The following is a 20,005-nucleotide window of genomic DNA, read 5'->3' on the forward strand; positions in this document are numbered from 1 at the left end:
CGCGGCACTGCGAGGGACGCTGCGGGTCAGCCCTCGGCCGACTGCGCGGCCTGGACCGCCGCGGGGAGCGCGGCCGGGTCGGACCAGTTCCCGTCCCAGCGCTCGCCGTCGATCGTGATGGTCGGCGTGCCGAACTGGCCCGTCTGCGGGTTCGCGAGGTCGGGGTTCTGCGTGACGAGGCTCGTGGCCGTCGCTGCCCAGTCGCCGAACGTCTCGGCGGCGGTGCCGTCCTCGATGCCGGACGCGACGTCGGCCGGGGCGCCCGCCTGCTCGGCGAGGTCGGCGATCTGCGCGTCCGTGAGGCCCTCGGTGTTCTCGGCCGGCTGGTTCGCGAACATCAGGGCGTTGAACTCGTTCATCGCCTCGGGCGCGCGGTCCGCGACCCAGGCCGCGGCGGACGCGGCGCGCGTCGAGAACTGCGTGCCGGACGACGCGCGGTCGAGGATCGAGATGGGGTGGACCACGACGGTCACGTCGCCCGACTCGCGGAGCTCGTCGAGCGTCGCGCCGTTCGTCTTCTCGAAGTCGCCGCAGATGGGGCACATGTAGTCGAGGTAGACCGCGACCTCGACGGCCTCGGCACCGTTGTCGGTCCCTGCCTCGCCCTCGGCACCCATCGGGATGCCGCCCTCGTCGTTGCTCGTCGACGGGCTGGTGACCTCGCTGAGGTCGCCCGCGGCGACGGCGTCGAGGGTCTTTTCCTTGTCGTTCATCGCCGGGATCCACACGGCGAGGAAGACGCCGACGAGGACGAGGACGCCCGCGACGAGCGCGCCGATGGTGATGAGGCGGTTGCGCTTGTCGCGCTTGGCCTGCGCCTCGCGCAGCGCGAGGGCCTCGGCGCGCGCGGCGTCGCGGCGCTGGGCCTTGGTCTGGGGTTCGTTGCTGGGCATGGTCGTCCTCCGGACAGATCCGAGATGCGGGGGTGGTCGGTGCGCGCCGGTGCGCCGCCGGGCGGCGCGTCAGGCGAGGGTGAGCGCCGGCGGTCCGCGCCGGGTCCGCACCACCGCATCGGCGAGGTGGTGCAGGGCGGCGGGAACGGCGTCGGGCACCGGACGGGCGACCCGTCGCGCGACCGCGACGAGCACGCGCACCGGGCGCAGCGCACCTCTGACGACCGCCCCCAGCGCGGTGGCAGCGCCTGCGACGACGTCGCGCGAGCGCTCGTGCGCGCGCCGCGCCCAGGTCGAGACCCCCCACGCGACGAAGGCCGCGAGAGCGTGCGCGACGACGACGGGCAGCGCGAGGGCGCCGACCACGGTGACCATCGCGGCGGGGTCCCCGCCGAGCGCGGTGCCCGACGGGCAGTCCGACGTCTCGTGGACGAGCGCGAGGTGCACCCCCGCCACGCCCCACGCACCGGGCACGGTCACGCACTGGTGCACGACGGCGTACCCGCGGTCTGCGAGGTGCGTCACCAGAGCGGCGACGAGCGTGAGGAGGAGGAGCGCGGGCCCGAGGAGTCGCCCGGCGGCGGGCACGACGGACGTGCGCGTCACGCCGCGCGACCAGGCGCGCGGCACCGTCGTCCGGAGCACGGCGCCCATCCTACGCACGCGGCCTGGCAGCACGCTGGGAGCGAGCGAGGGCCCGGCCGGAGCACGGGGCCGCGTCCGACCGGCGTCCGACCGACACGGACCGCTGCGCGGTCAGCGCAGCGACGGCGGACCGGGGAACGGCCACCAGGTGATGCCGGGGTCGCCCGCGAGCACCACGGCGCACACGACCGTGAGCACGACCCCGACCCCGGCGAGCACGAGCGTCCCGGTCCGGCCGGGCGCGACGCGCGCGAGCGCCGTCCGCGTGCCGTACCGCGTGAGGTAGGTGAGCGGGCCGGCCCACGCGAGGAGGACCGCGGCGAACGCGGCGAGGCACAGCACGACGGTCGTGACGACCGGCGAGTTGCCGCCGTCGGGACCGGCCACGACCACCCAGCGGTCGGACTCGAGGAGCCACCACCCCGCCACGACGACGAGCACGGCCGCGCACGCCGCGACGAGCAGCGAGGGGATCGCGCCCACGAGAGCACGCACGAGGTACCAGGGCGACGCGGCGACGGCCCGCGCCGTGTCCCGGGGCGAGACGCCGCGCCGCTCACGCCGCGTGTGCAGCGACTCGGTCGTCACCCCGACGACGCGCGCGAGGACGACGAGGACGGCGAGCACGACGAACGCGATGCCCGGGTAGAGGGCCCCGAGCAGCACGAGCGGGATGCCGAGGAGCACGAGCGCGGTGCGTCGCGCGGCGGGCGTCGGCCGGAGGTAGAGCGGCTCGCCGTCCTCGCCCACGGGCGGCGCGCCGAGCTCGTCCATGAGGTCGGCGTCGCCGGTCGGCACGGCCATCGTCCGGCCGTCGTTGACCTGGGACTGCGACGTCGGCAGCGGAGGCGGGACGACCGGTGGCGCGGGCGGGGGCCCGACCACGGCCGCTGCGGCGAGGGCCGGGGCGGCCCCGGGGGCCACGACCTGCGTCGGACCTGTCGGCGGGCCGACGACCTGCGTCGCGGAGGCGACCGGCACGTCGCCGGTGTCGGCGGCCTGGCGCAGAGCGGCGACGACCTCCGTGGGGCCGAGCCGGCGCGCGGGGTCGGCGTGCAGCGCCCCGGCGAGGGCCTGGGCGGTGACAGGTCCGAGCCCGGCCAGGTCCGGGCGGCCGCTGCGGGCGCGCGCCAGCACGACGTCGGTCGGCCGCACCCCGAACGGCGCCCGGCCGGTCGCGGCGTACGCGAGGAGCGCCGCCCAGCCCCACCAGTCGGTGTCGACGCTGGGCGCGGCGCCCTCGAGCAGCTCGGGCGCGAGGTAGCCGGGCGTGCCCATGACGAGCCCGGACGACGTGACGCGCGCATCCTCGAGCCCCTGCGCGATGCCGAAGTCGATGAGCACCGGGCCGCGGGAGGAGACCATGACGTTGCTCGGCTTGAGGTCGCGGTGCACGACACCGGCCGCGTGCACGGACTCGAGCGCCGCGGCGAGCTGGTCGGCGAGCTCGTACAGGTCCCACGGGTCGAGCGGGCCGCCGTCGGCGACCTCGTCCTCGAGCGTGGGCCCGTCGACGAGCTCCGTGACGATGAACGCGTCGGGCCCGTCGAGCTCGACGTCGAGGATCTGCGCGACGGCGGGGTGCCGCAGCCGCTGCAGGGCGAGCGCCTCGCGCCGCAGCCGCTCGCGCCCCTGGGCCGCGGCGTCGAGGTCGACGTGCGCGTGCAGGAGCTTGATCGCGACGAGGCTCCCGCCGCCGTCGTGCGCGCTGTGGACCGTGCCCATCGCGCCCGAGCCGAGGCGGGCGCCGATGAGGTAGCCCCCGACCTCGCTGCCGGGAGCCGGCCCGCGCCCCGCGGGGGCGTGCTGCGCGTCGACGCGCTGCGTGCGCTCCTCCATGGTGACAAGGTAGCGCCAGCGGGCGGTCCGAGCCGCCCAGGAGGGGCGTCGACGGGGGCAACGACTACCCTAGGACGCCCAGGCGCGACCTATCGAAGCTCAAGGAGTAGTCCATTGGCAGGCAAAGAGGGATTCGATCTCGTGGTGGTGGCCAACCGGCTGCCCGTGGACTTCACGGTCGGACCCGGTGGCGACGTCGAGTGGAACCGTTCGCCCGGCGGCCTCGTCACGGCGCTCGAGCCCGTCATGCAGGCGGCCGACGGCGCGTGGGTCGGCTGGTCCGGCGCCCCCGACCTCGCGAGCGAGCCGTTCGACGCCGACGAGATGCGCCTCGTGCCCGTCACCCTCTCGGCCGACGAGATCGAGCGCTACTACGAGGGCTTCTCCAACGACACCCTGTGGCCGCTCTACCACGACGTCATCTCCCCGCCCACCTACCACCGCACGTGGTGGGAGGCGTACCGGCGCGTCAACCAGCGCTTCGCCGACGCGGCGGTCGAGCAGGCCGCGCCGGGCGCCGTCGTGTGGGTGCACGACTACCAGCTCCAGCTCGTCCCGCAGATGATCCGCGCGCAGCGGCCCGACGTGCGGATCGGGTTCTTCAACCACATCCCGTTCCCCCCGCTCGAGCTGTTCCAGCAGCTCCCGTGGCGCCGCCAGGTCATCGACGGGCTCCTGGGCGCCGACCTCGTCGGGTTCCAGCGCGCCGGTGACGCGGCGAACTTCATCCGCGCCGTCCGCCGCCTGCGGGCGTACACGACGCGCGGGCCGATGATCACCGTCCCGGACGACTCCGGGCGCGACCGGCACGTGCGCGCCGCGGCGTTCCCCATCTCGATCGACTCGTACCGCTTCGACGAGCTCGCCCGCACCCCCGAGGTCCAGCAGCGCTCGCGCGAGATCCGCGCCGACCTGGGCGACCCCGACATCATGATGCTCGGCGTCGACCGCCTCGACTACACCAAGGGCATCCGGCACCGCATCAAGGCGTACGGCGAGCTCCTGCAGGACGGGCGCCTCGACGTCGAGCACGCGACGCTCGTCCAGGTCGCGAGCCCGAGCCGCGAGAACGTCGACGCCTACCAGGAGCTGCGCGAGCACGTCGAGGGCGCGGTCGGGCGCATCAACGGCGAGTACGCCGAGATCGGGCACGCCGCGATCCACTACCTGCACCACTCGTACCCGCCCGAGGAGATGGCGGCCCTCTACCTCGCGGCCGACGTCATGCTCGTGACGGCGCTGCGCGACGGCATGAACCTCGTCGCCAAGGAGTACGTCGCCGCGCGGTCGGACGACCGCGGCGTGCTCGTGCTCTCCGAGTTCACCGGCGCGGCGGACGAGCTCTCCTCCGGGGCCCTGCTCGTCAACCCGCACGACATCGACGGGATGAAGGACATCATCGCCGCCGCCGCGCACATGGACCACCGCGAGCAGCGCAAGCGCATGCGCCGCCTGCGCCGTCGCGTCCTGGGCGACGACGTCGCCAAGTGGTCCGAGTCGTTCCTCGGCGTCCTGACGGCCATGCCCTCGCGCGTCCCGCGCCATCACGGGCACCGTGACCCGTCGGTCCCGGCGGAGCGTGAGGCGTGAACCGCCCCGACGGCGCCCCGCGCCTCCCCGATGCCGTCGTCGACGCCGTGCGTGCCTTCGCCACCGCCGCCGGTGACGGCGGTGCGGACGGTCGTCCCGACCCGGACGCCCGTCTCGTCGCGCTCGACTTCGACGGGGTGCTCGCGCCTCTCGTCGACGACCCCCACGCCGCTCGGATGGCGCCGTCGACGCGCGCCGCGGTCGACCGGCTCGCCGCGGCCCTCGAGGGCACGACGACGCGGCTCGCTCTGGTCTCGGGCCGCAACCTCGCGGACCTCGCCGCGTGCAGCGAGCCTCCGGTCGGGTCGTTCCTCGTCGGCAGCCACGGGGCCGAGAACGGCCGCGTCACCGCGGACGGGGTGGACGCCGTGCCGCTCGAGCTCTCGCCGGCCCAGGAGGACGCGCTCGCCGCGCTGCGGGCGGGCCTCGCCGAGGCCGTCGCTGGCCGCGCGGGCGCATGGGTCCAGGACAAGCCGAGCGCCGCCGTCCTGCACACGCGCCTCGCCTCGCCCGAGGACTCGCGCGCGGCCGAGGCAGTCGCCGACGACGTCGCCGCACGGCTCGGCCTGCACGCGATGCACGGCAAGGACGTCGTCGAGATCGCCGTCGTCGACACGTCCAAGGGCGCAGCGGTGGAGCACCTGCGGGACGCCGTCGGGCAGGACGCCGGCCGTCCCGAGGGGCGCACGCGCGTGCTCTACGCAGGCGACGACACGACCGACGAGACGGTGTTCGCCGTGCTCGGCGACGGTGACCTGGGTGTGAAGGTCGGCGACGGCGAGACGCTCGCCGCACAGCGCGTGGCCGACGCCGACGAGGTCGCCGCCGTGCTCGAGCTCGTGACCGACCTGCTCGGTCGGCCCGGTGGCTGACCGAGCAGGTCGGACGACCGGACCTGGCCGGTACCCGATCGTTACCCCGGGTGTGACCTAGCACTCAGAACCGGGGAGTAGGATCGGGCCCACGATGATGTCGGGTCCCTGATTTCCACCCGGGGGTCCGACTTCTTCTGTGTCGTCGAAGACACGCTCGTCCGCCATCGCGAACAGCTACGTCGACGTGGCACGTCACTGCACAACGGATCGTCCGGCACGTACCTGCCGGTGGAGGGATGTACCAGTCATGGCTACGGTCACCTACGACCACGCAACGCGGCTCTACCCCGGGACCGAGCGCCCCGCGGTGGACCAGCTCAACCTGCACATCGAGGACGGCGAGTTCCTCGTCCTCGTCGGGCCCTCGGGCTGCGGCAAGTCGACCTCGCTCCGCATGCTCGCGGGCCTCGAGGACGTCAACGGCGGCAGCATCTACATCGGCGAGCGCGACGTCACGGACGTTCAGCCGAAGGACCGCGACATCGCGATGGTGTTCCAGAACTACGCGCTGTACCCGCACATGTCCGTGGCGGACAACATGGGCTTCGCGCTGAAGATCGCGGGCAAGCCGAAGGCGGAGATCCGCCAGCGTGTCGAGGAGGCTGCGAAGATCCTCGACCTCTCCGAGTACCTGGACCGCAAGCCGAAGGCGCTCTCCGGTGGTCAGCGTCAGCGTGTCGCCATGGGCCGCGCGATCGTGCGTCAGCCCCAGGTGTTCCTCATGGACGAGCCGCTGTCGAACCTCGACGCCAAGCTCCGCGTCCAGACCCGTACGCAGATCGCGTCGCTCCAGCGCCGCCTCGGCGTCACGACGGTCTACGTCACGCACGACCAGACCGAGGCCCTCACGATGGGTGACCGCATCGCGGTCCTCAAGGACGGTCTGCTCCAGCAAGTCGGCACCCCGCGCGAGATGTACGACACGCCCGCCAACGTGTTCGTCGCCGGCTTCATCGGCTCCCCTGCGATGAACATCGGCACGTTCACCATCAACGGCGGCGTCGCCGAGGTCGGCCCGGCCCGCCTCCCGCTCGAGCGCGAGGTCGCCGCGAAGCTCACCGAGGCCGACAACGGCAAGGTGACCATCGGCTTCCGTCCCGAGGCCCTCGACGTCGTGTCGCAGGCCAACGAGAGCTCGTTCCCCGTCGAGGTGAACATCGTCGAGGAGCTCGGCTCCGACGCGTTCGTCTACGGCACGCTCAAGGGCGACCTGGCCGCGCAGGCCGAGGTCCACTCGGGCGCCGGCGACAACCAGGTCATCGTCCGCGTCGACCCGCGCAACGTCCCCACCAAGGGCGAGCGCATCTACGTGGCGATCCGCCCGGGCAACTCGCACGTGTTCGCCCCGTCCTCGGGCCAGCGCCTCAGCTGACAACCCGTCACGCAGCACCGCCGAAGGGCGGGTTCTCCCGGTCGGGAGGACCCGCCCTTCGGCGTTCGCGGGGAGGTGTCGCTCGAGAACCGTCGCGGGGCGCCGGGCATCGCCCTTGACAGCGCACTGGCCGACTACCACACTGCTTTTGCACTCGTGACAACAGAAGTCGCATGTTCGTCACCCAAATAGACAACGCTGTCAATTGGAGTCCCATGCACATCTCGTACCGTTCGACTCGCGCGCGGCGCCTCGGCGCAGCGTTCACGGGGAGCGCGCTCCTCGCGGGCACGCTCGCCGCCGCCCCCGCGGTCGCGGCACCGTCCACCGCCGCCGTCGTCCCGCTGGCCAGCCCAGAGACCGAGTACTGCGGAGTGGACGACGGGCTCTCCGACTCCCAGATCTCGATCCAGCTGTACACGCACGTCGGAGAGATCGGGTCCGGGACACCGTCCGCAGAGACGCTCGACCGCGTGCTCGGCGAGGTGTCCGCCGCCGGGTTCGCCAACGTCGAGCCGTACAACCAGCCGTACACGATGCCGGTCGACGAGTACCAGGCGATCCTCGACGAGCATGGTCTCGACGTGTCGTCGAGCCACGGAAGCACGAGCTGGGACACGTGGCCTCAGACGGTCGCCTACGCCGTCGCACTGGGTCAGGACTACATCGGGACCGGCGGCATGGGCGGTGGCTACGGCACCTACGAGGAAGCGCTCGAGACCGCGGCCTACGTCAACCAGCTCGGCCAGTACGCCCACGAGAACGGCGCGAACAAGATCGCGCTGCACAACCACCAGAGCGAGTTCACCACGACGTACCCCCACCCGGAGACCGGTGAGATGGTCAGCGCCTGGGAGGTCATCGAGGCGAACACCGACCCGCGCTACGTCACCTTCCAGCTCGACGTCGGCTGGGCCGCCGACGCAGGCCTCGACGTCCCCGCGTGGATCGAGGAGCACGGGGACCGCATCGAGCTCCTGCACATCAAGGACGCCGTGAACGTCGACGCCCCGGGCGACATGCGGCAGGTCGCCCTCGGCAGGGGTGAGATGGACCTCCCGGCGATCATCGCCGCGGCCGAGCCGTACGTGCAGTACTACACCTACGAGTGGGACTGGGCGCCGTCGTTCGAGACCTCGGCGGACTCCTACGAGTACCTGCGCTGCTACCTGTCGCCCGACTACGACGGCGGCGACGGCGGCGACGACGGCGAGTCGCTGGCGCTGGGCCGGCCGGTAACGACGTCGAGCATCGACGACCCCTCTCGTACCGGCGACCTGGCGGTGGACGGAGACCCCACCACGCGCTGGGGCAGCGGTTGGAGCGACCCGGAGTGGATCGCGGTGGACCTCGGCGCGAGCTACGACCTCAGCCGCGTCGTGATCGACTGGGAGGCCGCGTACGGGTCGGGCTACGAGGTCCAGACCTCGCCGGACGGCGAGACCTGGACCACGGTCCACACCGTCACCGACGGCGACGGCGGGTTCGACGAGCTGGAGATCACGGCCACGGGCCGCCACGTGCGCCTCTACCTCACGGAGCGCGCGACGCAGTGGGGCTTCTCCCTCTACGAGCTCGAGGTCTACGACACGCCGAGCGGGCAGCTGGACCTCGCCGTCGACGTCCAGCCGCGGTGCCTGGCCGGCCAGGCGTATCTCGCCGTCCGCGCGGCGAACGGCGAGGACACGCCGGTCGACGTGACCCTCGCGACGCCGTACGGCACGCGCGAGTTCGCCGACGTCGCCCCGGGCACGAACGCGTACCAGTCGTTCCCCGTGCGCTCGACCTCGGTCGAGATCGGGTCGGTGACCGTCACGGCCACCGGGACGATCGACGGCGAGGACGTCATCTCGACGTTCGACGTCGAGCACGAAGAGCTCGCCTGCGCCTGATCGTCGAACCTCGCGCGGGGCGTGTCCGACCTCTCCGGGTCGGGCACGCCCCGCCGTGCGTCCCGGCCGAACCGGCTACCGAGCGATCCGTGTGGCGAGCGAGCCGACCACCTGGCCGACGCGTGCGGCGAGCCGACGGACGAGCGGACGCCGGAGCGAGGGGTGGGGCGGGTCCGACCCGCACGGCGAGTCGACCGCCGAGCCGACGCCGGAGCGAGGGGTGGGGCGGGTCGTGGTGGGTCTGGCGGGAGCCGCGAGGAACGAGCGGCGGAAGGTAGACCCGCCCCGCCCCTCGCGCAGGTGTCGGCGGACGTGACCCGGAAGCCTGACCGTGGACAATGGACCCCGTGACGGTGCACAACCTGCAGATCACCGCGTCGGCTCCCGACCCGGCTCTCCTCGACCTGCCCTGGGACATCCCGCTCGAGGACTGGCCGGCGGAGACGCTCGCGGCGCTCCCCCGCGGTATCTCCCGACACATCGTGCGGTTCGTCCGCCTGTCCGGTCGCGTCATCGCGATCAAGGAGATCGGCGAGACGGTCGCGTACCGCGAGTACGAGCTGCTGCGCCAGCTCCGCCGGCTCGAGGTCCCGAGCGTGGTCCCAGTCGGCGTGATCACGGGGCGCAAGGACGCGGACGGCGAGCGGCTGGAGGCGGTGCTCGTCACGGAGCACCTGCAGTTCTCGCTCCCGTACCGCGCGCTGTTCAGCCAGGCGCTGCGGCCCGACACGGCGACGCGCCTCATCGACGCGCTCGCCGTGCTGCTCGTGCGCCTGCACCTCGTGGGGTTCTACTGGGGCGACGTGTCGTTGTCGAACACGCTGTTCCGTCGCGACGCCGAGACCTTCGCCGCCTTCCTCGTCGACGCCGAGACGGGTGACCTGCACCGCGAGCTCTCCCCCGGCCAGCGCTCGTACGACGTCGACCTCGCGCGCACGAACATCATCGGCGAGCTCATGGACCTGACCGCCGGCGAGCTGCTCGACGAGGACGTCGACGAGATCGCGATCGGGGACGCGCTCGTCGCGCGCTACGAGGAGCTGTGGCAGGCGCTGACGACGTCGGAGTCGTTCGACGCGAACGAGCGGTGGCGGGTCGCGGCGCGCATCGAGCACCTGAACAACCTCGGCTTCGACGTCGACGAGCTCGCGATCACGACCGACATCGACGGCACGACGGTCCAGATCCAGCCGAAGGTGGTCGACGCGGGGCACCACTCGCGCCGGCTGCTGCGGCTCACGGGTCTGGACGTGCAGGAGAACCAGGCGCGGCGCCTGCTCAACGACCTGGACTCGTTCCGCGCCGCGGCGGAGCGGCAGAACGACGACGAGGAGTTCGTCGCGCACGACTGGCTGAGCGGTGTGTTCGAGCCGACGATCCAGGCGGTGCCCCGCAACCTGCGCCGCAAGCTCGAGCCGGCGCAGCTCTTCCACGAGATCCTCGACCACCGGTGGTTCATCTCGGAGCGCGCCGGTCGGGACGTGCCGATGGCGGAGGCGACGCGGTCGTACGTCGACACCGTGCTGCAGCACCGGCCGGACGAGAAGTCGATCCTCGGGCTCGCGCCGGGCGAGAAGGACCCGGAGTACTACGGCTAGCACCTGGAAAGTTGTCAGCGCCCCGCGGCCCTGGGGACCTCCGTGCTGCTGACACGTCGCTCGCAGGGAAACGTGTCGGCGCCCCACGGGTCCAAGGACCGGTGGGGCGCTGACAGGTCTCGTGGCGATCCTGCTCAGGCCTCGCGGCGCAGGCGCGCGACCTCGTAGAGCGAGATGCCCGTCGCGACGGCGGCGTTGAGCGACTCGGTGTCCGACCCGATGGGGATGGACGCCACGACGTCGCACGTCTCGCGCACGAGGCGTGACAGGCCCTTGCCCTCGGAGCCGGCGACGAGCACGAGGGGCTCGCCCGCGAGCTGGAGCTCGCCGACCGTGGTGTCACCGCCGGCGTCGAGCCCGACGACGAAGCAGCCCGCCTTCTTCAGCTCGCCCAGGGCGCGCACGAGGTTCGTCGCACGGGCGACGGGCACGCGTGCCGCGGCGCCCGCAGAGACCTTCCACGCCGACGCGGTCACGCCGGCGGCGCGCCGCTCGGGCACGAGGACGCCGTGCGCGCCGAACGCGCCCGCGGACCGCAGCACGGCACCGAGGTTGCGCGGGTCGGTCACGCCGTCGAGCGCCACGATCAGCGCCGGGACGCCCGAGGCCTCCGCGGCGTCGAGCAGGTCGTCGACGTCCGCGTACTCGTACGGCGGCACCTTGACGGCGACGCCCTGGTGCACGGCCCCGTCGGTGAGACGGTCGAGCTCGGGCTTGCCGACCTCGAGCAGCTCGTACCCGCGGCCGGCGACGATGTCGACGATCTCGCGCGTGCGGTCGTCGGCGTCGAGGCGCGCAGCAAGGTACACGACCTCGACGGGGATGTTCGCGCGCAGCGCCTCCAGCACGGAGTTGCGGCCGGTGACGATCTCCTGCGCGGCACCGCGCCCCTTCGGTCCGCCGCCGCGCGAACCGGCCGTGCGACCCGCACCCGCAGGAGTGCGACCGCTCGTCGCGGCACGACCGGTCCCGCCGGCGCGGCCTGCCGCGGCCGCCCGACCCGCGCCGGCCGACGCGCCGCCGCCCTTCTCCGCCGCGGCCTTGCGCTTGTGCGCGGCGTGGTAGACGCGGTCCTCGGCCTTCGGCGTCGGGCCACGCCCCTCGAGAGCCTTGCGGCGCTGTCCGCCGGAGCCGACGGTCGCGCCCTTCTTGCTTCCTGCCTTGCGGGTCGCGCCGCGTCGTTGTGAGTTGCCAGCCATGGGTGTACCGATCGTGTCGTCGTTCAGGTCAGTTCAGGTCAGTTCAGGTCAGGTTCGAGGACGGGATCCGAGCCCGGCGCCGTCGCGCCACCAGGTCCAGTGTCCCCCAGACCGCTCGCCGAGACCTCGCCGAGGTAGAACCGTGGTCCGCGAGGTAGAACCGTGGTGATGACCACGGTTCTACCTCGCGCTACCAGGGTTCTACCTCGCGGTGCCGCGGATCTCTCCCGCGGCGTCCGGTCGGGTGGACATCAGGCGAGGGTCCAGCGAGCGCCGTCGGCGGAGTCCTCGACGGCGACTCCCGCGGCGGCGAGCCGGTCGCGGATCGCATCGGCGGTCGCGAAGTCGCGGGCGGCACGCGCCTCGGCGCGGGCCGCGAGCTCGGCCCCCACGACGGCGTCGAGCACCGTCGCGTAGCGCGAGTCACCGCGGTCGGCCCACTGCGGGTCGCCGGGGTCGAGCCCGAGGACGTCGAGCATCGCGCGCACGGCCACGAGGTGGTGGCGCGCGACGGCGTCGGCCGCGGACGTGCGGTCGGCGAGCGCCGCGTTGCCCGCGCGCAGGTGCTCGTGCACGACGGCGAGCGCCGCAGGGACGTTGAGGTCGTCGTCCATCGCGGCGGTGAACGCCGTGGGCAGCTCCGCGTCACCGACGTCCGGGACCTCGCCGACCCGCTCGGTCGCTCGCTCGACGAACCCGGCGAGGCGCTCCCACGTGGCCTCGGCCTCGGTGACCGTCGCGGACGTCCACTCGAGCATCGAGCGGTACTGCACGGAAGCGAGCGCGTAGCGCAGGACGGCCGGGCTCGTCGTGGCGAGGACCTCGCGCACGAGCAGGCCGTTGCCGAGCGACTTGCTCATCTTCGTGCCGCCCTGCGTGACCCACGCGGAGTGCAGCCAGTGCTGCGCGAACCCGTACCCCGCGGCGCGTGACTGCGCCTGCTCGTTCTCGTGGTGCGGGAAGCGCAGGTCGAGCCCGCCGCCGTGGATGTCGAAGGTGTCGCCGAGGTAGCGGCGCGCCATCGCGGAGCACTCGAGGTGCCAGCCGGGCCGTCCGCGCCCGAACGGCGTCGGCCACGACGCGGTCTCCGGCTCGCCCGGCTTGGGCGCCTTCCAGAGCGCGAAGTCGCGCGGGTCGTGCTTGGCCGCGGCCTCCTGCGCGTCCGCGGGGACGTCGTCGGGCACGGGGTTGAGGTCTTCGAGCCGCTGGTTGGTGAGCGAGCCGTACTCGGACCACGAGCGCACGTCGAACCACACGTCGCCGGGCCCCGTGGAGTAGGCGTGCCCGCGCTCGACGAGCCGCTCCATGAGGTCGACCATGTCGGGCACGTGGCCGGTCGCACGCGGCTCGTACGTGGGGGGCAGGACGCCGAGGGCGTCGTACGCCGCGGTGAACGCGCGCTCGTACGTCGCGGCCCACGCCCACCAGGGCTCGCCCGCGTCCGCGGACTTCGCGAGGATCTTGTCGTCGATGTCGGTGACGTTGCGGACGAGCGTCACGCGCGACCCGGCCCGGCGCAGCCAGCGCACGAGCACGTCGAACGCGACGGCGGAGCGCATGTGGCCGATGTGCGGGGCCGCCTGGACGGTCGCGCCACACAGGTAGATGCCGACCTCGCCCGGTTCCAGGGGCATGAAGTCGCGCACGTCCCGCGTGGCGGTGTCGAACAGGCGAAGGGTCACTGCGCAAGGGTACCGGGGACGTCAGCCGAAGTTCTTCCGCTCCCCGCGGTACGTCGGGACGACGTCGACGACCTCGTCGCCCCGCACGAGGTGCACCCGGTCGAAACGCTCCATCGCCTCGCCGGCCTTGCCGTGCCGGAACCACACCCTGTCCCCGACGGCGAGCTCGGCAGCCCCCACTCCGGAGCGCGTACGGTGCAGCGGCGTCTGCACCTCGCCCGCTCCCTCGCGCGCGGAGAGCGCCCAGCCGGGGGTCGCCACGCGCGGCAGCCGGGCGCGGGACGCCGGCCCGGACGCGACGTAGCCGCCGCCGAACGCCGTCACCCACCCGGGGGCGGGCACCCGCACGACGTCGAGGCCGAAGAACGCGGCCGGGCGCGGGCGGAAGGAACGGAAGCCGTCGAAGAGCCCGGGCACGTACAGCCCCGAGCCCGCCGTGACCTCGGTGACCACCGGGTCGGCGGAGGACGTCTCGAGCGACCCCGTCCCGCCGGAGTTCACGAGCTCGAGGTCGTGCCCGGCGGCGCGGCCCACCGCCTCGACGACCTCGCCCCGGCGGGTGGCGAGGTCCGCGACCGACAGCCGCTTCACGGCACGCACGGCAGGGCTCGTGTCGGGCAGGCCCGCGACCTGTGCCTCGTAGAACATGACGCCGCGCACCCGCACCCCCCGCTCGGAGGCGACGCGCGCGGCGAGGGACGCGGCGTCGTCGGGCGTGCGCAGGGGCGAACGACGGGTGCCGAGGTGGGCGACGAAGGGCCCGACGCCGACGCGCAGCGACGCGTCCACGTCGAGGCACACCCGGACCGGCGGCTCGTCGCCCGTCCCCGTCGTCTCGAGCGCCTGACGGACGAGGGCGAGGTGCGCCGCGTCGTCGACCATGAGGGTGATCTCGCGACGGCCCGCCTCGTCCTGCGCCAGGTCGGCGAGCGCCGCGCGGTCCACGGACGGGTAGCCGACGAGCACGTCGCGCATGCCCGCCTCGACGAGCCACAGCGCCTCGCGCACGGAGTAGGCCATGACGCCGCGGAACCCGCGGTCCGTCGCCCGCGCGACGAGCGCTCGCACCCGCACGGACTTCGACGCGACCCGCACGGGCACTCCCCCGGCGCGGGCGAGGAGCTCGTCGGCGTTCGCGTCGAACCGGTCCAGGTCGACGACGGCGAGCGGGCCGTCGAGAGCGGCCGTCGCGCGGGTGAGGCGGGCGAGCAGCGACGGCGTCGCGGCGCGCTCGTCGGTGCCCGGCACGTCTGCGTCCGCATCGGTGTCCGTGTCCGTGCGCGACGTCGCGTGGCTCGTCATGGGGAGAACGTACGCCACGCGCGAGGCTGTGCAGGTCGTCGGGAGCGGCCTCCGCCGTCGTGAGAAGGTACGTCGTGTGAGCAGCGACGCCGCCCTCCCCTGGACCAACTGGGCCCGCACCGCCACGGCGACCCCGCGCCGTCGTGCCACGCCGCGGGACGAGGACGAGCTCGCCGCGCTCGTCGCACGCGCGGCGGACGACGGACTGCACGTGCGCGCCGTCGGCGCCGGGCACTCGTTCACGCCCGCCGCGGTGACGGACGGGCTCCTGCTCGACCTCGACCGCGTGAGCCTCGTCGAGCGCATCGCGCGCGACGAGGACGCGGACGAGATCCTCGTGACCGTCGGCGCGGGCATCCGGCTGCACCGGCTCAACGCGGCCCTCGCGGCCGCGGGGCTCGCGATGCGCAACCTCGGCGACATCGACCGCCAGTCGGTCGCGGGCGCGATCTCCACGGGCACGCACGGCACCGGCGCCCAGCTCGGCGGGCTCGCGACGCAGGTGCGCGGCGTGCGCGTCGTCGGGCCCGACGGCACGGTCCGCGCGGCGTCCCCGTCCCACGACCCGGGGCTGTTCGAGGCGAGCCGCCTCGGACTCGGCGCGACCGGCGTGCTGTCGGCCGTGACGCTCGAGGTCGTCCCTGCCTACCTGCTGCGCGCGCAGGAGGAGCCGTGGCCCCTCGACCGCGTCCTCGACGGGCTGGCGGCGCCCGACGACGACCCGGACGGTCTCGTCGGCGGCAACGACCACTTCGAGTTCTACTGGTTCCCGCACACGCGGCGTGCGCTGACCAAGCGCAACAACCGCCTCACCGCCGACGACGAGGCGGCGGAGCTGGCGCGGCTGCGGGCGTCCGGTCCCGGACCGGTCGCGCGCGCCCGCACCTGGGTCGACGAGGAGCTGCTGTCCAACGGGGCGTTCGAGCTCGTCAACCGGCTCGCGACCGCCGTCCCGCGGGTCACGCCCCGGCTCAACGCCGTCTCGGCGCGCGCGCTCGCCCCGCGCACCTACGTCGCGCCCTCGCACCAGGTGTTCGTCACGTCGCGGCGCGTCCGGTTCCGCGAGATGGAGTACGCCGTGCCGCGCGAGCACCTCGCCGACGTCCTGGCGAGCATCGACGGCTGGCTGAACCGGTCCGGCGAGCACGTGCCGTTCCCCGTCGAGGTCCGCTTCGCCGCGGCCGACGACGTGTGGCTGTCGACCGCGCACGGTCGCGACACCGCGTACGTCGCCGTGCACCAGTACGAGCGGCTGGCCCACGGGCGCTACTTCGACGCCGTCGAGCGCATCGTCGCGGAGGTCGACGGACGACCCCACTGGGGCAAGCTGCACGGCCTCGACGCCGAGCGGCTGGCCGCGCTCTACCCGCGGTTCGAGGACTTCCTGGCCGTGCGCGACACCTCCGACCCCGAGGGCGTCTTCGCGAACGGGTACACGGACCGCGTGCTCGGCCCGGCCCCTCAGTCCGTCTCGTCGGACCTGGAGGCGACGGGCTGAGGCCCGTCGGGACGCACGGGCGTCCCGTCCGGGCGGACCATGAGGGAGAGCACGTACTCGGCGAGCGCGTGGAAGCTGCGGATCGCGGTCTCGTCGTCCTGCTCGACGAGCCAGGCGATCTCGATGCCGTCGATGTAGCCGGCGACGATGCGTGACAGGAAGGCCATGTCCACGGAGTAGGTCACGTCGCCGCGCTCCGCGACGTTCTCGAGGAAGCCGCGGGTCATCGACCAGGTCTGCTCGAGGTGGGTGTGGGCCACCGAGCGCAGCGCCCTGCTGCGCACGCCCGCGGTCGCGAACTCGAACGTCAGGAGACGCATGTGGCGGCGCGGCGTCAGGCCGCTCCACAACCCGTCGGCGGCCGCGTGCGCCAGCGCCACGACGTCGCCCTCGACGTCCAGGGCGGCGCGGACCGGCTCGGACGCGACGAGCGCGAGGCTGTTGCCCATCGCCTGGAGGAGCTCGTCCTTGTCCTCGAAGCAGTAGTGCACGACGCCCAGCGAGACGCCCGCCTCCGCGGCGACCCCGCGGATCGTGACCGCCTCGACACCCTCGCGGACGGCGACGGTCATCGCGGCGTCCACCAGCTGGGCCCGGCGTTCCTCGACGGACATTCGGTTCATGTGCGATTCATCCCTGTGTCGTACTGCGGGAAGTCGAACACTCGTCGCGCTCCCCGCGATCGTAGTTGCTGGCCGGAGCCCCGGCACCCGCTGCCGTGCTCAGCCTCATCACCCGGCGCCCACCGCCACGAGCGCCGTCGCGACCGCCGCGAGGCCGTCGCCGCGGCCCGTGAGGCCCAACCCGTCCGTCGTCGTGGCCGTGAGGGTCACCGGTGCGCCCGCCGCGGCGCTCAACGCGGCCTCCGCCTCTGCCCGGCGCGGTCCCAGCCGGGGGCGGTTCCCGATCACCTGGACCGCGACGTTCCCGATCTCGAAGCCTGCGGCGCGCACGCGTCGCGCGGCCTCCGCGAGCAGGCGAGCACCGCTCGCCCCCGCCCACTCCGGCGCGCTCGTGCCGAAGTTCGACCCCAGGTCCCCGAGGCCGCTCGCGGAGAACAGCGCGTCGGCCGCCGCGTGCGCGGCGACGTCGGCGTCGGAGTGGCCGGCGAGCCCGCGCTCGCCCGGCCAGTGCAGCCCGCCGAGCCACAGCTCACGGTCCTCGCCCTCGGGCGCGTACGCGTGCACGTCGACGCCCACGCCGGTGCGCGGCAGCGGCACCTTCGACGGCACGGACGTCGGAGCGGGCGTCGGGACGGGCGGGTCCGACGGCGTCCGGTCGGCGGGGGTGGTCATCGCTCCTCCTCCGGGTCGGCGGCCAGGCTCAGCGCGGCGACGCGCAGGTCGTGGGCCGTCGTGATCTTCGCGGCGGCGACGTCACCGGCGACGACGTGCACAGGAAGGCCGAGCGCCTCGACGAGGCCGGCGTCGTCGGTCGCGGCGGCGCCCTCGTCGTCCGCGCGACCGGCGGCGGACGCGTGCGCCCGCTCGAGGACCACACGGTCGAAGCCCTGCGGGGTCTGCACGACGCGCAGGTCGGACCGGTCGACCGTCGCGACGACCGTCTCCACGTCGCCCGAGCCCTTCGCGCGCACGACGCGCTTGATCGTGTCGGCCACGGGCAGGCCAGGGACGACGGCGGCATGGCCCGCGCGCACGGCCGCCACCACGCGCCGGACGAGCGCAGGCGGCGCGAGCGGCCGCGCGGCGTCGTGCACGAGGACGACGTCGGCGGCTCCGGTGAGCTCGTCCAGCGCGTGCATCGCCCGTAGACCGGCGGCCACCGACGCCTGTCGCGTCCCTGCGCCCTCGACGACGCGCACCGGGCGGTCGATCGCCGGGTCGTCGCCGAGCAGAGCGGCCACGTGGTCGCGCAGACCGGTCGGAGCCGTCACGACGAGGACGTCGACGACGCCGGACGCGCACAGCCGGCGAGCGGCGTGCACGACGAGGGGCTGGCCGTCGAGCTCCACGAGCGCCTTCGGCAGGTCTATCCCGAGACGCGTCCCGGAGCCCGCGGCGGTGAGGACGGCGAGAGTCGGCACGGGCACACCGTACCGGCACGACGACGGGGAGGGCGCCGTCCGTTCGGACGACGCCCTCCCCGGTGCTCGAACGCGAGTGCCGCGAGGCGCTGCGACGTCAGGAGGCGAGGACCTCGTCGAGGATCGCCTCGGCCTTGTCCTCCTCGGTGTGCTCCGCCAGCGCGAGCTCCGAGACGAGGATCTGGCGCGCCTTCGAGAGCATGCGCTTCTCCCCGGCCGAGAGGCCGCGGTCCGCGTCCCGGCGGGAGAGGTCGCGCACGACCTCGGCCACCTTGATCACGTCGCCCGACGCGAGCTTCTCGAGATTCGCCTTGTATCGGCGCGACCAGTTGGTCGGCTCCTCCGTGTAAGGTGCACGCAGCACCTCGAAGACGCGGTCGAGACCCTCCTGACCGACGACGTCACGCACGCCGACGAGATCGACGTTCTCGGCTGGGACTTCGATGGTCAGGTCGCCTTGCGCGACCTTGAGCTTGAGGTAGATCTTGTCCTCTCCGCGGATGGTGCGCGTCTTGATCTCCTCGATCAGCGCGGCGCCGTGGTGCGGGTAGACAACGGTCTCGCCTACTGTGAACGTCATCTGCAGATGTCCCCTTTCGCGGAGGTCCACCTTATCACGCGGAATGGCGGAAACCCGAGCCCTCTCGGCCTCGGACGACCCCTGTGTAGCGGTGTCTTCGCAGGTCGGACGCCTCGTACGAGGTGTCCGACGACCAGCCCCGGCAACCTCGGCCCTGGGCCCGGGCGCCACGCACCGAACCTTCACGACACGGTGCCCCTCGGGCTGCCCGTCCAGGTCGCCGACCAGCGTGCCGACCACGCGCCGTCGGGTCGGGCGTGACACCGCTCACGCCGGGCGCGCAGGCCGCTGCCCGGGCCGCCCCGTGCGCCGCGACGCACTAGGCTGAGCGGCGGAGAACCTTGCCACCCTCGCGCCTTGGAGAGCACGTGACCAGCACCCCGACCCCCCGAGCAGCGTCCCGAGCGGCATCCCGGACGGCCCGCCGGCCGCGGTACTGGGCCGTCCCGGTCGTGGTCGCGAGCATCGTCGTCGCGTCCGCGTGCTCCCCCATCGAGACCGACCAGGTCTACGACCCCTCCGACGGCCTGCGCGTCGACCTCACCGACGACCTCCGCGGCCTCAACCTCATGGTCGTCAGCGCCGCGGAGGGCGAGCCCGGCACGCTGATCGGTGCGTTCGCGAACGACACCTCCGAGGACGTCGAGTTCGACGTCCTGCCCGACGGCGGCGCGGCGGTCACCGTGCCGGTCGCCGCCGGCGAGACGGTCTACCTCGGGGCCGAGGACGGCTTCGAGGCCATGTTCGGGCGCGTCGACGCCGCGCCGGGCGCGGTGCTCCCGGTCACCGTGAGCGTCTCCACCGGCGAGGAGGAGACCCTGTCGCTCCCCGTCCTCGACGGCACCCTCGAGGAGTACGCGCACCTCCTGCCCTGACCCGTCGGCCAGCCCGGTCGAGCGAGCGGACCGACGAGGCTCGACACCTACGCGATCCGTCTCGACGCGCCGCGCTGCGGACGCGACGCCCGGGACGAGCGACAGGGTCGGACCGTGTGCG

General features: G+C 73.6%; 17 protein-coding genes. 7 read left to right on the forward strand and 10 right to left on the reverse strand.

Annotated elements, in window-relative coordinates:
* Positions 1 to 26: 26 nt before the first annotated feature.
* The 3 genes from AC4H2H_RS16720 to AC4H2H_RS16730 all read right to left on the reverse strand — a co-directional run bounded on the left by AC4H2H_RS16720 (position 27) and on the right by AC4H2H_RS16730 (position 3,377).
* Entirely contained in the window at positions 27 to 893 is an 867-nt protein-coding gene (locus tag AC4H2H_RS16720; RefSeq protein WP_494371948.1) for a DsbA family protein, read from the reverse strand.
* A 69-nt stretch (positions 894 to 962) separates the two neighbouring features.
* Positions 963 to 1,538, reverse strand: coding sequence for a hypothetical protein (locus AC4H2H_RS16725; RefSeq protein WP_494371949.1), 576 nt, complete (start codon positions 1,536 to 1,538; stop codon positions 963 to 965).
* A 111-nt stretch (positions 1,539 to 1,649) separates the two neighbouring features.
* Entirely contained in the window at positions 1,650 to 3,377 is a 1,728-nt protein-coding gene (locus tag AC4H2H_RS16730; protein ID WP_494371950.1) for a serine/threonine-protein kinase, read from the reverse strand.
* A 114-nt stretch (positions 3,378 to 3,491) separates the two neighbouring features.
* On the opposite strand from AC4H2H_RS16730, the gene AC4H2H_RS16735 reads away from it, so the two are divergent.
* The 5 genes from AC4H2H_RS16735 to AC4H2H_RS16755 all read left to right on the forward strand — a co-directional run bounded on the left by AC4H2H_RS16735 (position 3,492) and on the right by AC4H2H_RS16755 (position 10,704).
* Positions 3,492 to 4,967: an alpha,alpha-trehalose-phosphate synthase (UDP-forming) gene (locus AC4H2H_RS16735; RefSeq protein WP_494371951.1), complete on the forward strand. Its 1,476-nt coding sequence runs from the start codon at positions 3,492 to 3,494 to the stop codon at positions 4,965 to 4,967.
* Entirely contained in the window at positions 4,964 to 5,839 is an 876-nt protein-coding gene (gene otsB, locus AC4H2H_RS16740) for a trehalose-phosphatase (RefSeq protein WP_494371952.1), read from the forward strand. The genes AC4H2H_RS16735 and otsB overlap by 4 nt, the downstream gene beginning before the upstream one ends.
* 250 nt (positions 5,840 to 6,089) lie before the next feature.
* Positions 6,090 to 7,214: an ABC transporter ATP-binding protein gene (locus AC4H2H_RS16745; protein ID WP_494371953.1), complete on the forward strand. Its 1,125-nt coding sequence runs from the start codon at positions 6,090 to 6,092 to the stop codon at positions 7,212 to 7,214.
* A gap of 215 nt (positions 7,215 to 7,429) precedes the next feature.
* Positions 7,430 to 9,106 (forward strand): galactose-binding domain-containing protein, encoded by a 1,677-nt coding sequence (locus tag AC4H2H_RS16750; protein WP_494371954.1) that lies wholly within the window; start codon positions 7,430 to 7,432, stop codon positions 9,104 to 9,106.
* 353 nt (positions 9,107 to 9,459) lie between these two features.
* The gene (locus AC4H2H_RS16755; protein ID WP_494371970.1) at positions 9,460 to 10,704 is read left to right on the forward strand and encodes a DUF4032 domain-containing protein; all 1,245 of its coding nucleotides are present in this window, start codon (positions 9,460 to 9,462) and stop codon (positions 10,702 to 10,704) included.
* A gap of 134 nt (positions 10,705 to 10,838) precedes the next feature.
* Here the strand turns inward: AC4H2H_RS16755 and rlmB are convergent, their stop codons facing one another.
* The 3 genes from rlmB to AC4H2H_RS16770 form a co-directional block, all read right to left on the reverse strand.
* On the reverse strand, positions 10,839 to 11,903 hold the full coding sequence (gene rlmB / locus AC4H2H_RS16760) for a 23S rRNA (guanosine(2251)-2'-O)-methyltransferase RlmB (RefSeq protein WP_494371955.1): 1,065 nt from the start codon (positions 11,901 to 11,903) through the stop codon (positions 10,839 to 10,841).
* Between the two features lie 251 nt (positions 11,904 to 12,154).
* A complete protein-coding gene (gene cysS / locus AC4H2H_RS16765; protein ID WP_494371956.1) occupies positions 12,155 to 13,585 on the reverse strand; it encodes a cysteine--tRNA ligase in 1,431 nt (476 codons plus the stop codon).
* Between the two features lie 21 nt (positions 13,586 to 13,606).
* On the reverse strand, positions 13,607 to 14,887 hold the full coding sequence (locus tag AC4H2H_RS16770; protein ID WP_494371957.1) for an alanine racemase: 1,281 nt from the start codon (positions 14,885 to 14,887) through the stop codon (positions 13,607 to 13,609).
* 76 nt (positions 14,888 to 14,963) lie between these two features.
* On the opposite strand from AC4H2H_RS16770, the gene AC4H2H_RS16775 reads away from it, so the two are divergent.
* On the forward strand, positions 14,964 to 16,385 hold the full coding sequence (locus AC4H2H_RS16775; protein WP_494371958.1) for a D-arabinono-1,4-lactone oxidase: 1,422 nt from the start codon (positions 14,964 to 14,966) through the stop codon (positions 16,383 to 16,385).
* Here AC4H2H_RS16775 and AC4H2H_RS16780 read toward each other — a convergent pair.
* From AC4H2H_RS16780 to AC4H2H_RS16795, 4 genes are all read right to left on the reverse strand, one after another.
* A complete protein-coding gene (locus AC4H2H_RS16780; RefSeq protein WP_494371959.1) occupies positions 16,349 to 17,008 on the reverse strand; it encodes a TetR/AcrR family transcriptional regulator in 660 nt (219 codons plus the stop codon). The two genes, AC4H2H_RS16775 and AC4H2H_RS16780, sit on opposite strands and share 37 nt — an antisense overlap.
* 108 nt (positions 17,009 to 17,116) lie before the next feature.
* Positions 17,117 to 17,680, reverse strand: coding sequence for a 2-C-methyl-D-erythritol 2,4-cyclodiphosphate synthase (ispF, locus tag AC4H2H_RS16785; RefSeq protein ID WP_494371960.1), 564 nt, complete (start codon positions 17,678 to 17,680; stop codon positions 17,117 to 17,119).
* Positions 17,677 to 18,429, reverse strand: coding sequence for a 2-C-methyl-D-erythritol 4-phosphate cytidylyltransferase (gene ispD / locus AC4H2H_RS16790; RefSeq protein WP_494371961.1), 753 nt, complete (start codon positions 18,427 to 18,429; stop codon positions 17,677 to 17,679). The genes ispF and ispD overlap by 4 nt, the downstream gene beginning before the upstream one ends.
* A gap of 97 nt (positions 18,430 to 18,526) precedes the next feature.
* Positions 18,527 to 19,009 carry a CarD family transcriptional regulator gene (locus AC4H2H_RS16795; RefSeq protein WP_031315710.1) on the reverse strand — a complete coding sequence of 161 codons (483 nt, stop codon included), beginning with the start codon at positions 19,007 to 19,009 and terminating at the stop codon, positions 18,527 to 18,529.
* A gap of 368 nt (positions 19,010 to 19,377) precedes the next feature.
* Between AC4H2H_RS16795 and AC4H2H_RS16800 the strand changes: the two genes are divergently transcribed.
* Positions 19,378 to 19,884 carry a hypothetical protein gene (locus tag AC4H2H_RS16800; protein WP_494371962.1) on the forward strand — a complete coding sequence of 169 codons (507 nt, stop codon included), beginning with the start codon at positions 19,378 to 19,380 and terminating at the stop codon, positions 19,882 to 19,884.
* Positions 19,885 to 20,005 lie beyond the last annotated feature (121 nt).

The organism is Cellulosimicrobium sp. BMG9.22 (assembly GCF_059159975.1).

Excerpts from the sequence above, each read along its gene's own strand:
- AC4H2H_RS16795 (WP_031315710.1), bottom strand. The coding sequence starts at position 19,009 with ATGACGTTCACAGTAGGCGAGACCGTTGTCTACCCGCACCACGGCGCC.
- ispF (WP_494371960.1), bottom strand. The coding sequence starts at position 17,680 with ATGACCACCCCCGCCGACCGGACGCCGTCGGACCCGCCCGTCCCGACG.
- rlmB (WP_494371955.1), bottom strand. The coding sequence starts at position 11,903 with ATGGCTGGCAACTCACAACGACGCGGCGCGACCCGCAAGGCAGGAAGC.
- AC4H2H_RS16780 (WP_494371959.1), bottom strand. The coding sequence starts at position 17,008 with ATGAACCGAATGTCCGTCGAGGAACGCCGGGCCCAGCTGGTGGACGCC.
- AC4H2H_RS16720 (WP_494371948.1), bottom strand. The coding sequence starts at position 893 with ATGCCCAGCAACGAACCCCAGACCAAGGCCCAGCGCCGCGACGCCGCG.
- AC4H2H_RS16730 (WP_494371950.1), bottom strand. The coding sequence starts at position 3,377 with ATGGAGGAGCGCACGCAGCGCGTCGACGCGCAGCACGCCCCCGCGGGG.
- AC4H2H_RS16770 (WP_494371957.1), bottom strand. The coding sequence starts at position 14,887 with ATGACGAGCCACGCGACGTCGCGCACGGACACGGACACCGATGCGGAC.
- AC4H2H_RS16745 (WP_494371953.1), top strand. The coding sequence starts at position 6,090 with ATGGCTACGGTCACCTACGACCACGCAACGCGGCTCTACCCCGGGACC.
- AC4H2H_RS16750 (WP_494371954.1), top strand. The coding sequence starts at position 7,430 with ATGCACATCTCGTACCGTTCGACTCGCGCGCGGCGCCTCGGCGCAGCG.